Annotated in this window: 11 protein-coding genes and 3 pseudogenes; 13 read left to right on the top strand and 1 reads right to left on the bottom strand. The window is 38.0% G+C overall.

Annotation, left to right across the window (positions count from 1 at the left end):
• Positions 1-2 precede the first annotated feature (2 nt).
• The 4 genes and pseudogenes from ACE38V_RS07945 to ACE38V_RS07960 all read left to right on the top strand — a co-directional run bounded on the left by ACE38V_RS07945 (position 3) and on the right by ACE38V_RS07960 (position 1,415).
• Entirely contained in the window at positions 3-644 is a 642-nt protein-coding gene (locus ACE38V_RS07945) for a YneB family resolvase-like protein (RefSeq protein ID WP_375840681.1), read from the top strand.
• A 79-nt stretch (positions 645-723) separates the two neighbouring features.
• A complete protein-coding gene (locus ACE38V_RS07950) occupies positions 724-957 on the top strand; it encodes a DUF896 domain-containing protein (RefSeq protein ID WP_375840682.1) in 234 nt (77 codons plus the stop codon).
• Between the two features lie 53 nt (positions 958-1,010).
• A pseudogene (locus ACE38V_RS07955) lies at positions 1,011-1,205 on the top strand (GNAT family N-acetyltransferase); the annotation flags it as partial.
• Positions 1,206-1,250: 45 nt separating this feature from the next.
• Complete coding sequence (locus ACE38V_RS07960; protein ID WP_375840683.1) at positions 1,251-1,415, top strand: hypothetical protein; 165 nt, start codon at positions 1,251-1,253, stop codon at positions 1,413-1,415.
• Between the two features lie 858 nt (positions 1,416-2,273).
• On the opposite strand, the gene ACE38V_RS07965 is transcribed toward ACE38V_RS07960, so the two are convergent.
• On the bottom strand, positions 2,274-2,480 hold the full coding sequence (locus tag ACE38V_RS07965; protein ID WP_375840684.1) for a hypothetical protein: 207 nt from the start codon (positions 2,478-2,480) through the stop codon (positions 2,274-2,276).
• Positions 2,481-2,550: 70 nt separating this feature from the next.
• Between ACE38V_RS07965 and ACE38V_RS07970 the strand changes: the two are divergent.
• From ACE38V_RS07970 to ACE38V_RS08010, 9 genes and pseudogenes are all read left to right on the top strand, one after another.
• Positions 2,551-3,307, top strand: a pseudogene (locus ACE38V_RS07970) (transposase); the annotation flags it as partial.
• Between the two features lie 21 nt (positions 3,308-3,328).
• Entirely contained in the window at positions 3,329-4,114 is a 786-nt protein-coding gene (locus tag ACE38V_RS07975) for an MmgE/PrpD family protein (protein ID WP_375840764.1), read from the top strand.
• A gap of 33 nt (positions 4,115-4,147) precedes the next feature.
• Positions 4,148-4,468 (top strand): hypothetical protein, encoded by a 321-nt coding sequence (locus ACE38V_RS07980; RefSeq protein ID WP_375840685.1) that lies wholly within the window; start codon positions 4,148-4,150, stop codon positions 4,466-4,468.
• A gap of 53 nt (positions 4,469-4,521) precedes the next feature.
• Positions 4,522-4,824 carry a hypothetical protein gene (locus ACE38V_RS07985; protein ID WP_375840686.1) on the top strand — a complete coding sequence of 101 codons (303 nt, stop codon included), beginning with the start codon at positions 4,522-4,524 and terminating at the stop codon, positions 4,822-4,824.
• Between the two features lie 643 nt (positions 4,825-5,467).
• A pseudogene (locus ACE38V_RS07990) lies at positions 5,468-6,728 on the top strand (IS110 family RNA-guided transposase).
• Between the two features lie 476 nt (positions 6,729-7,204).
• Positions 7,205-8,449 (top strand): MFS transporter, encoded by a 1,245-nt coding sequence (locus tag ACE38V_RS07995; RefSeq protein ID WP_375840687.1) that lies wholly within the window; start codon positions 7,205-7,207, stop codon positions 8,447-8,449.
• A gap of 126 nt (positions 8,450-8,575) precedes the next feature.
• Complete coding sequence (locus tag ACE38V_RS08000; protein ID WP_375840688.1) at positions 8,576-9,349, top strand: IclR family transcriptional regulator; 774 nt, start codon at positions 8,576-8,578, stop codon at positions 9,347-9,349.
• 14 nt (positions 9,350-9,363) lie between these two features.
• Positions 9,364-10,659, top strand: coding sequence for a CapA family protein (locus tag ACE38V_RS08005; RefSeq protein WP_375840689.1), 1,296 nt, complete (start codon positions 9,364-9,366; stop codon positions 10,657-10,659).
• Between the two features lie 21 nt (positions 10,660-10,680).
• Positions 10,681-11,940, top strand: a complete 1,260-nt coding sequence (locus ACE38V_RS08010) for a Zn-dependent hydrolase (protein ID WP_375840690.1) — start codon at positions 10,681-10,683, stop codon at positions 11,938-11,940.
• Positions 11,941-11,942: the final 2 nt, after the last annotated feature.

Raw genomic sequence — 11,942 nt, forward strand, 5'->3', positions numbered from 1 at the left:
AGATGAAGAGCATCATATATTGCAGAGTGAGTACTACTAAGGAAACGCAAGAAACCTCGCTAAAGCGTCAGGAAGAGGAATTAACAGACTTGGCGAAAAGAAGCGGCTTCCAAATCGCTGCAGTGATAAGGGAGCAGGCAAGTGGTTATGATTTGGAAAGAGAAGGAGTTTTTGAATTATTAGACGCGATTAAGGATCCGGATGTGAAGGCTGTTCTCATTCAGGATGAAACAAGATTAGGTCGAGGGAACGCCAAGATTGCGCTATTGCATTGTATCCTTAAAGAGGATGTGAAATTATATAGTTTAACTCAAAATGGTGAAATGCAACTTTCAGAAGCCGATTCAATGGTCTTGCAGATTGTGGGAATAGTAGAAGATTACCAGCGGAAAATTCACAATATGAAAATCAAAAGAGGAATGAAAAGGGCGATAAAGAAAGGATTTCAGCCTGAAAACAACTTAAAAAATCAAGGCCAGAATGCTGGAAGGGACCGAAAGCAAGTACCAATTGAGGAAATTATTCGATTAAAACAAAATAAACTCACTTTTTCCGAAATCGCAGCGACCTTAAGAGGTTTCGGCTATGATGTTTCAAAGGCTACGGTACATAGAAGATATAAGGAATATATGGAAAATCAATAAAGCACGTGCAACTTGCTTGTCAATAACACTTGATTCGAGTAACATATATTTATTATGTTTGATTAAAAGGAGTTAAAGAATGATATCCAAAGAAAAATTGGCAAGAATTAATGCCCTCGCTAAAAAATCGAAAGAATCAGGTTTATCGATTGAAGAGGCTAAGGAACAATCCTTATTAAGAAGTGAATACTTAAAGGCCTTTCGATCTTCCATGAAGAACACATTAAAGAACGTCACAGTTCTTGATCCAAACGGGGAAGATGTAACCCCTAATAGAATAAAAGAATTAAGAAACAAAAAAAATCTGCATTAATAACTAACTCACCTATTGAGTTGGTTGTTTATGTGGATTTTTTTTCGTTGTTAAAATATCTGTTAAATATGGCGATGAAAATTGCGCTGGAACGTAATAAAAAGAAAATCTGGTTAGGCGTATGGGAAAAAAATGAAAATGCTCTTGCCTTTTATAAGAGTAGGGGATTTGTTCAAACAAGAATCCACTCTTTTTATATGGGGGAAGAAGAACCAATAGACTTCATCATGACCAAAACACTTATATAACTATCTTGGTACGAAACACCGAAGTCAGTACCTATTTGGAATTATGTGTCTGTCCATATTTATGGGAAATTGGAGATAATTGAAGAGCGAAAAGTAATAATTGATTCGTTAGATTGCTTGGTAAATAAGAAAGCCCTGATAGTCCATACCACTAAAAGATGTAGACTCCAGTTTTATCGAAGGGATGATGAAAGGATATCCAATTTGTAGAAGTAGCTTTAAATTATCAAAATTAAGTTTTGCATTTGCATTAAAGACAGGTTTCATGAACGAACGAATTGTTACATGCCCCGTTTGTGGCTATAAGGGGAAAATGCCAATTATAAAAGATTAGACCAGAAAAAGCATGATCCTTTCAAAAGTTGAATGGTCATGCTTTTCTTTTGCTAATTGATATGTTTTTTACATTTTTTGATTTGAAAAGGAACGTTAAAGAAAATATAGCCCCCTCATTTTTATTGTGAAAGACTCCCTGGGTACCGTCAGAAGAAGAATTCTTCTGCGTTCCTGCTTACATGTATTTTTTGGGATTTATGGAAAGATGCTAGAATATAAAGCGATATATGCAAACCTCCGATTACTTAGGCAGCTATGAAAAAAGTAGTTACTTTTTATTTTTAAACTGACTGGCGTTTGCAATAAGAAGATACATACACAGAAAAAGGCATCTCTGAAGAAAATGCCTTTTCAATGAAGTATGAAAGGATAATTAAATTTAGGAATGTGGATATACATAAGTAGTTCAGATAATGTGGATAAAATCTTAAATGATAATGGATTTTCAAGTTAATTTTTATAAATTTCCATTTCTAACCTTGATATTACTGAATGACGATATTCCCTACATATTGAGCAGTTCCTTTATACGTAGGGAGGTCTAAAACAATCATATACTCGCCTTTTTCTTTCGGTAAGTTGAAATTTTGACCAGCGGTATCAATTGCTAAATCAATTATGTTTTTATTTGCCAAAGTGAAATTTTTACCTTTTTTGCGTCAAGTTCTCCGTTTTCAAGATTGAATTGAACTCGCTGTCCGGAATTAAAGTACATTGTGTTTTGTTTTTTTGCTAATGATAGAATACCCTTCGTTTTCTTGTTGTATTTTTTATCAAGGTCCAATCTATGTTTGCTTCTGCTAATTTTTCTTCTTGGGTAATATCGTCAGGATTTACAAGTGAAACAGTAGGGGGAGTAAAATCATATTCTTCTCCAAAACATCCTGTTAATGTCAAGATAAATAACAAGCCTATAAATAATTTGAAAAATCTGTTCACATATTCACTCCTCCACATTTTTGGCTAATAAATTCTATACAATTTTTAACATTCTATAATATTATTTTAACAAATTAAAAAACGATATGGTTTCCGTTTAGGCTGCGGAATTTGTTTTCTGATAAAGTACCATCAGAAGTAGCTTATTCAAGAATGGGGACCATTCTTAGTGAATCGAGTGTTCTTGAAAAGGCTATGGGCACAATTCTATAATCCATTACAGAAAGATTTATCTAGGATGAAAAGGCAGCCACTGATGCGACACACTTAAAAGCTAAAGATCAAGCACCTCCGAAAGTGGAAAAACCCAAAACTGAGCCCAAGAAAAGAGGGCGTAAATCAAAAGAAGAGAGAGAACAATGGTTGATTGAGAAGGATGAACGCGAAGCCAATCTCCCTCTTTTTGAAAAGAAAATAGAAGCACAGTTGGATGTTCCTTTAGATCAACTTCGTGCCGAAATTCCTCAAAATCCAGAATGGAGTGTGAAGAAAAACAGCGAAGGAAAGAACGTTTTTTGGTGGGGATAGAAGGAACAAAAAGCCAGTACATTCTTCAATCCATCTTTTATTCTGGTAATTTGAATGACGGGAAGGCAGCAATTCCTTTATTAAAAGGAATCCTCGAAAGTGTACAACTTCCCACTTTACGTTATCAAACGATGGATGCAGGATATGATTAAGAATCTATTTATGAACAAATTCATCGAATGGGCCAACAATCGGTTATTGCGCGTAATGAGCCGGAGCCAGTAGGTTTTGATAAACATTTCGCGTCCACTTATTTCTGGGAACACTCGTATCGGTATGATAGTTTCGATCCAAAGTATAGCGGGGGGGGGACATCGTGGATGCCAAGCTTGGTCGGTGCAACCATACGAAATGCTTATCCCGCGTTAACCATAATGACTGCTTTTTTTGTTAAGGATCTCATTGAAAGTGGATTTGTCGGTTACGAGTATGCCCTTTCAGAGGCTTTTGGTAAAATTTTAGGGGAAGATTTTTCTAGTGAAACATTAATTGAAAAACTGAATTGTAAATACGGAGTTTTAGATAATTATTTTAAGTTTCATGCGGCTTATGCACTAACACATCCGGCTTTGGATGCAGCAGTGGACGCTGTCAAAAAAATGATTCATACAGGTGAATATCCACCTATTAAAACCTCACGTACATTTAAAGCTGATGAAATTAAAGAGGTTAATGTTAAAGTCGCACAAAATGCAGCGAGGCTCGATGTTCTTGTAGCATCCCATCAGCTTTCGGCAAAGTTTTCCATTCCCTACGCTGTTGCTGCTATTTTATCTAAAGGGCATACATCATTTGAGCTATTTAAGGAGCCTTATTTATCGAACAAAAATGTACAAGATTTGCTGAAAAAAGTGAATGTAGCGGTAGACAATCATTTTAGTCGCGAATGGCCAACAAGCGCGATGGCTGAGGTTAGCATTTTTTTAAACAATGGAGAAATATTACATGGAGAGTGTATCAATCCTTATGGGAGCGTCCAAAATCCTTTCATTGAAGTAGATTTATACGTCAAATTTTCGGAATTAACTAATAACATTTTAGGTAAGGAACAAAAAAAAGAAACTATGGTTCTCACTATTAAACGTAGAACAATATTCAGATATTAATAAACTATTTCATTAATCAGGTGGAGGATGGGTATGTATTATGATTTGGTAATTAAAAATGGGGAAATCGTTAATTCTAAAGAAACATTTACTGCAAATATTGGTGTGAAGGATGGGAAAATCATTACTATTGGAACAATTGATGGGGGAAAGGAGATAGAAGAATACGATGCAGGCGGCAAATATGTATTTCCAGGGTTTATAGATGAACATGTTCATAGCCGTGACCCTGTTCTTACTTATAAAGAAGATTTTTATCATTTAACAAAGTCGGCAGCTGCCGGCGGAGTAACGACGGTTATTGAGAGCCAAATTCGATACCTCCCGTTAGCGATGTCGATTCATTCCGTTTAAAAGCTGAAACTCTTGGGAAAAATGCTTTTGTCGATTTTTCACTTTTAGGTATGGTGCTCGGTGACTTCAACATCAAAGAATTACCGAAATTAGCTGAAGCTAGTGTTGTAGGATTTAAGCTGTTTTGGGGATACTCATTAAATCCTCATACACTTGAACTGGTTTATAATTTTTCTAAAGATGATGATGTAGTTCTGCCACCGGATGATGGGCAAATCTATGATGCCTTTTGTGAAATTGGGAAAACAGGCAAAGCTGTGTGCATTCATGCAGAAAACAGTGCGATTATTTCTAGATTGGCATCTACGATAATTTATTACCTCAAAAAGCAAGGATTTTGCTCATGCTGGCACTGAAAAAGACAGATGACTTTGACGAAATTCAACAATTGTTTAATCAGTATTAGCACCAGAAAATCTGATTCTATTTTCTCTATTTATTTTCATGTCAGATTTTCTAACAAAGACCTTTACAGATTTAATTTGGAAAATTTATAATAATATTATTATTTTTATTGAATAACTTTAAATGCTAAGAAGTAAAAATTCATTTAAGGGTGGTGTTATTAAGGTTTAAAATTAATATAAATGCTATTCATTTGTATCTCCATCTCAATTCTTTCAACCTAGAATGGTCATCTCAAGAAACTTTTTGCATCTTTAGAGTACTTCGTATTAAAGAAAAATCTCCAAAATATATTGGGTTATGACTGTGATTAGATAAATGAAAAAAGTCTAATTCAAATAGGGTTTTAAAAATCCTATTAATAACCAAACTATTGCCGTAAATTGGAATGGTGTTCCGTTGGAAGGAACGGGTAAATAATTTAAACATCAGGAAAAGTCTTAATAATTTTTTTAGTTTTCATTTATTAAAGGAGCATTCCTGTAATGAAGAAATTTGAGGTTTGAAAGAAGAAAAGCCCCCTTGGTAGAATACGAGGTGTCCAAAAGCTGCGCAGCAAAAGGACCCTTAACTGATTACAAAGGAGGACTCAAAATGAATGATAACCAAAATCGTAAAATATCTCAAATTACTTCTTCAACTCTCATCATTGGCGTTGATATTGCTAAACACAAGTATGTAGCACGTGCACAGGATTTCAGAGGAATAGAATTTGGGAAAGCCCTCACCTTTGAAAACAAAAAACATGGATTTGAATTCCTTGAACAGTGGATCCAGCTACTTTTAAACAAACACGGTATGTCGGATGTAATCATTGGAATGGAGCCTACAGGACATTATTGGCTTAATTTTGCCTATTTCCTTAAGAGAAAGGGATTAAGTTTGTGATCGTAAATCCAATGCATGTCAAGAAAAGCAAAGAATTAGATGATAATTCCCATACCAAAAATGATGTGAAAGATGCAAAGACTATTGCGTAGTTAGTTAAAGACTGAAGATACGCCGAACCAAACCTTCCAGAAGACATGAAATTGCACGATCTTCTATCTTCTGACCTTCAATCAGCACAGGGGCAAGTCCACAACTGGATTGACCGATATTTTCCTGAGTTTCTAGCAGTCTTTAAGGATTGGGAAGGGAAAGCGGCACTACAAGTTTTAAAGCTTTGCTTATTGCCAAATGAAATATTAACTTGGGCCGACTACGCATTATTGGCTCACATAAAAAGGAGGCTAAACGAGGCGAAGGTCTAGCCTGAGTAAGGGCTTTAAAAGATGCGGCACGACGTTCTATTGGCATCAAAGAGGGAGTTGGATTAGCCAAATTAGAACTAGAAACCCTTTTGGAAAAGTATTGCCTTATCCAAAGGAAACTCTAAGAGTTGGAATCACAAATAGATGAGTTACTTAAAGAGATTCCAGGGGTAACCGAAATCCTTCAAATCAAAGGTATTGGGAAGCTTACTGTAGCAGGGTTCTTCGCTGAAGTAGATGAACTGAGTAAATATTAACATCTCAAGCAGATTTGAAAGTTGGCAGGGCTTAATTTGCGCTTGAATACTTCAGGGAAACACAAGGGTCAAACCAGGATTACTAAGCGGGGACGTCCAGGCCTAAGTGCTCTTTTATTCCGAGTCATTATGCCTCTGGTCGCTAAAAATCCTGCTTTTAAAGCGTTGAACCAATACTATACAACGCGCCCAGTCACCCCCTTGAAGAAGAAGCAGTCTTTAATAGTCCTATGTTGTAAGTTAATACGAATTTTGTTTACAGTAGCGACAAAACAATGCCAATTTAGCTATAAAAAAACGTTAAATGATATGCCATATATGAACACATTACAGGAAGTAGCTTAAAACTTTGAAACAGCTTGAAATGTACTCTAACTCAGTATAAAGAATTGTTTAATCAAAGGTATGACATTAGAAGCACGGAGAAGCCAGACGTATTTTTTTCCATACGGGCATTGACCCTGCAAAGGAGCTTTACTGACACCCACCTCATGGATAAGTTGAACGAAGGAATGTAGGAGCATTGACTCTGTTAGACATGGGAGGTTAAACCGCCGTGAGCCTTGTGGAGATCCAATTGTGCGATCAAAAAGGTTATTGATTTTTCCGCTATAAGGAAAATAGGTAGTGGGCTATATTTCCACGTTCCCCCACTATCCAAATATTTAAAGAAATTCAATTTTCATCCATAATTCTTGTGTCAATGATATTTTAACTAATACGAAAAACTGAGAAAACGGGAGTATTTTTAAGAAAACTAATAGTTTATAGAGAGAGAAATCACTTTACATTGAAGGGATTTCTTAAATGGGAGGAACAATATGGAAGCAAATATTCGAAAAATCACAGGTCAAATTGAAGTTGGTTCAGAAAAAATAACTGGTTATCAATGGAAGACGCTTTGGGCCTCAACAATTGGTTACGCTATGGATGGCCTAGATATGATGATCCTTGCTTATACCATGCCGTTGATTATTGCTTATTTTGGGATCAACGCAGCCCAGGCCGGCAGTATTTCCACCATTACATTATTAGGGTCTGTGCTTGGCGGAATTGTCTTTGGTGTGTTAGCCGATAAATATGGACGTGTCCGTGTGTTCACTTGGACCATTTTAATCTTTTCATTATTTACGGGGCTATGTGCTGTGGCACCTAATCTTGAGACATTGGGAATTTTCCGTTTCCTTTCCGGGTTAGGGCTTGGGGGAGAGTTCGGAATTGGAATGACCCTTGTAAGTGAAGCCTGGCCAAAGAAATACCGTTCACGGGCTACATCTGTCGTGGCAACTGGGTTTCAGATTGGAATTGTACTTGCGACATTAGCTGTATTATTTATCGCTCCAAAATTCGGCTGGCAGGGAGTTTTCGTTGCTGGTGTAATTCCAGCATTGTTAGCCTTCTGGTCCCGCCGGAATATGAAAGAACCTGAAATTTGGGAGAAATTAAAGGAGGAAAATAAGAACAAAGTTGCCATTGGCCACTTATTTTCTTCAAGTAAAATAACAAAAGCAACAATTGGATTAATCATTGCTACCAGTGTTCAGAATTTTGGCTTTTACGGAATTATGACTTGGATGCCAACGATGCTGTCTAGCGAATTAGGATACAACTTTAATAAAACTACCTGGTGGACGGTTATAACGATTGTTGGGATGGTTGTCGGAATTATTGTTTTTGGTTACCTTGCAGATAAGATTGGGCGGAAACCGTCCTACTTAATCTTCCTTTTTGCCTCCGCGCTGATTGTTTGGATCTATTTCCAACAAACATCCATGGTTGCGTTATTAATTCTAGGAGGAATATTAGGATTCTTCGTAAATGGAATGATGGGCGGTTTTGGTGCACTTCTTGCAGAGAACTATCCGACAGAAGCAAGGTCATCAGCAGAGAATATTATTTTCAATATTGGTCGGGCCATTGCCGGATTTGCCCCTTTCGTCATTGGATATATTTCTTTAAACCATTCATTAAGTTATGCGCTAAGCTTAATTTCCGGAATTTATATTTTATCTGCACTTGCATTTATCTTTTTAATACCAGAAACAAAAGGCAAAGAATTAGTATAAGTAAAATATCCTCCCTACTCTATTATTATGAGTAGGGGTGTTTCTTTTCATGAAAATGGAACAATGTCCCGTTTAGCAGAACTATCAATAATAAATCATTTATTACACGCAAAGGAAGATGGATAGATGGAATGGCTTAATCGATTTACAGAGGTTATGGATTGCATTAGTGAAAATCCAATTGAGGGGATTGGTATCAGTGAATTGTCAAGGAGAACGAGTCTTAGTAAAAGCACAGTTCACCGGATGCTGAGCAGCATGATGTTGCACCAACTCGTAACACAAAACCTTCAAACGAAGCACTATACCCTTGGTCCAAAGGCTATGTTTTGGGGAAGTCAATTCTTACGGGCGCAAGACCCCATTGGATTAATGGGGAGGTATTGCGAAGAGGTTTCAAGAAGAACAGGCCAGTATTCTTATTTAAGTAGATTCCAGGATGATCAGGTCTATTGTACACATACCCACCAACCGTCTCAATTACGAAGTAAATATTTTGTTCATGTTGGACAGCGAATGCCGTTTAATTGTTCAGCTGCATCGAAAGCCATCATCGCTTATCAAGAGAAGGAGAAAATCTGTTCATTACTGGCAAAGGAGAGCTTTACACCCATTACCCCCTATACCATAACGGAATGGGAGGCTTTGGAAAAAGAGTTGGAAACGGTTATAACAGAAGGTGTTTCTTATTGCCTACAAGAATTGGAAATAGGTGTGTCAGCCATTTCTGTTCCGATTTTTCATGATGATGGAAAAACTTCTATGAGTCTAAGCGTTGTTGGGGAGAGTTCCTACTTCGAATTCCATCATGACCGGATTGTCACTGCACTAAAAGAGGTTTCGATGTCTGCCAGCGAGCAACTAAAGTCAATGAATTTACTTACATCAATCAAATTTTAGAAAGGGGTAAACCAATGATTAGGGCAGCCTTAACCGGTGATTCATTTATTACGCAAAGATTGTCAAGAAATGAACCTTATTTAAAAGAAATTCAAGAATTCCTTCGACAATATGATGTGAAGTTTACAAACTTTGAAGTTACGGTACATGAGTTTAATCAGTCACCATCCGCAACAAGTGGGGGGACATGGGCGGCTGCACGTCCGTTTGTATTAAAGGATTTAGAATGGCTGGGTTTCAATATGCTTGCCTGTGCCAATAATCACAGCCTGGATTGGCTTCATGGGGGACTGTTATCAACCATTGAGTGTTTAGAGAAAGAAGAGTGGGTTTTTGCCGGCATTGGCAGAAACTTGGCAGAAGCGTCACAGCCTAAATACCTGGAGACAAAAGAGGGAAGAATTGCTTTGATTTCGGTTACCTCCTCGTTTGAACCATGGCATCGGGCAGGGGAACAAAGACCGGATGTTCCCGGTAGACTGGGCGTAAATCCTCTTGGCCATAAAAAAGTTCATAGAATAAGTAAAGAGAAGCTTGCAGTTTTACAAGAGATTGATTCCTGTACGGAAGTGAATAGTACAAGGAACCTGAATGTGAAAGAGGGGTTCTGGAAAGAAACGAACGGTTCGTATGTCTTTGGCAGCCTTCATTTTGAAGAAGGGGAGTCAGGTACTTGTACGTTTATGGATCAGGTCGATGCATGCCGAATCAGAAAGGCGATTTATGAGGCGTCCCGTCAGGCAGATCTCGTATTTGTTAGTCTTCATGCCCATGAAATGAAGGGTGATCAAAAAAATAGACCGGCTGACTTCATCCGCGAGTTTAGCAGGTTTTGCATTGACGAAGGAGCCCATGGGGTGATAGGGCACGGACCCCATATTTTTAGGGGAATCGAAATCTATCAAAAACGGCCAATTTTTTATAGTTTAGGAGATTTTATTTTTCAAAATGATACGGTTGAAAGACAGCCAACTGAATTTTATGACCTTTATCAGCTTGATCATGGTCATACGCCGGCAGATGGGTTTGATGCCAGAAGCCAAAATGGAACCAGGGGACTCGCTGCCAATCATAAAGTGTTTGAATCAGTTATTGCTTCGTTTGAAATTGAAAATAGTTCGATATCGACGATTGAACTGACCCCAATCTCTTTAGGTTTTGAGAAAAGGCGGGCAGGAAAAGGCAGACCGAAATTTGCAGATCAAGAGCATGGGGCTCGAATTCTTCAGGAACTGAAGGAATTATCGGCTGAGTTTGGGACCACAGTCACCATCGAGAACGGGAAAGGATACATTACTTTGCAGGATTGAAATATAATGGAGGACATTTGTATGGATAGGAAACAAAGATACCAAACCTTACTTGATAAGATTAATCAATATAACTCAGGGGAAAAGGGCATAACCAGAGTTGCTTATACCAATGAAGAGCAAGCTTGTATCCATGCACTGATGCGACTTTGTAAGGATGAAAAAATGGAGGTTAGGCTTGATCAAGCAGGAAACCTGATTGCCAGAAGAGAAGGGATGAATCATAATTTACCACCGGTTATAATGGGATCTCATATTGACACGGTCTATGAGGGTGGGAAATATGATGGGGTGGCAGGCGTTACGGCAGGCCTTGAAATCATCCGCCGTTTAAATGAAAAAGGAGTTGTTACAGAACATCCGATTGAATTGATTTCATTTGCATGTGAAGAATCCGCCCGTTTTGGAGTATCAACTGTTGGAAGTAAGGCGATGGCTGGGCGTATTGATAAAGAAAAATACCGTCGATTAACGGATCGAGATGGAATATCGATGGAAAAGGCCTTTTCACTTTGTGCCCTTGATTTTAATAGTATTAATGAAGCGAACAGAACAAAAGAAACATTTCGGGCTTTTTTTGAGTTACATATTGAACAAGGGCCCGTCCTCGAAAATGAACAAAAAAAAGTGGGGATTGTTACTGGGATTGCAGCACCAGCCCGATATATTGTAAGAATCCTCGGAAAGGCTTCACATTCTGGGACTACACCCATGGATATGAGAAAAGATGCCCTTTTAGGAGCAGCAGAGATTGCTCTAGAGTTAGAAAAGGCTGCTGTTTCAGAGCAAGCATATGGCACAGTTGCAACGGTTGGGGTTCTGGAGGTCCATCTGGGAGCTATGAATGTAGTACCGGGTGAGGTTGAAATGAATATTGATATTCGGTCATCTTCCGTTGAATCTAGAAAGCGGGTGCTTGACAGGTTATTTGAAACGATTGTTTCTTCCAGGCAGCGAAGATTGCTAGAAATTGATTTGAAGGAAATTAGCATGGAGGACCCTGTGCAGTTATCCTCTGAAATTATCGTGTCATTTAAGCAAATTTGCGAGTATAAACAATTGCCTTATAGACTTATGCAAAGTGGCGCAGGGCATGATTCTATGAATATGGTCAGCCTTGGACCGGTGGGACTTATTTTTGTTCCGTCAAAGGATGGTTTAAGCCACCATCCTAATGAACACACAGAAATTGATGAAATCTTAACCGGGATCGATGTTATGGAAGCGGCGGTGCTTCAATATGCAAAAGTGTGTCCATCATCTTTACAAGTTGGGGGTTAATA

It is taken from the genome of Cytobacillus sp. Hz8 (assembly GCF_042263505.1).
Lineage (GTDB): Bacteria > Bacillota > Bacilli > Bacillales > Cytobacillaceae > Bacillus_BE.

Coding starts and splice junctions, on each gene's coding strand:
- ACE38V_RS07945 (WP_375840681.1), top strand. CDS start 3: ATGAAGAGCATCATATATTGCAGAGTGAGTACTACTAAGGAAACGCAA.
- ACE38V_RS07995 (WP_375840687.1), top strand. CDS start 7,205: ATGGAAGCAAATATTCGAAAAATCACAGGTCAAATTGAAGTTGGTTCA.
- ACE38V_RS07950 (WP_375840682.1), top strand. CDS start 724: ATGATATCCAAAGAAAAATTGGCAAGAATTAATGCCCTCGCTAAAAAA.
- ACE38V_RS08010 (WP_375840690.1), top strand. CDS start 10,681: ATGGATAGGAAACAAAGATACCAAACCTTACTTGATAAGATTAATCAA.
- ACE38V_RS08005 (WP_375840689.1), top strand. CDS start 9,364: ATGATTAGGGCAGCCTTAACCGGTGATTCATTTATTACGCAAAGATTG.
- ACE38V_RS07980 (WP_375840685.1), top strand. CDS start 4,148: ATGTATTATGATTTGGTAATTAAAAATGGGGAAATCGTTAATTCTAAA.
- ACE38V_RS08000 (WP_375840688.1), top strand. CDS start 8,576: ATGGAATGGCTTAATCGATTTACAGAGGTTATGGATTGCATTAGTGAA.
- ACE38V_RS07975 (WP_375840764.1), top strand. CDS start 3,329: ATGCCAAGCTTGGTCGGTGCAACCATACGAAATGCTTATCCCGCGTTA.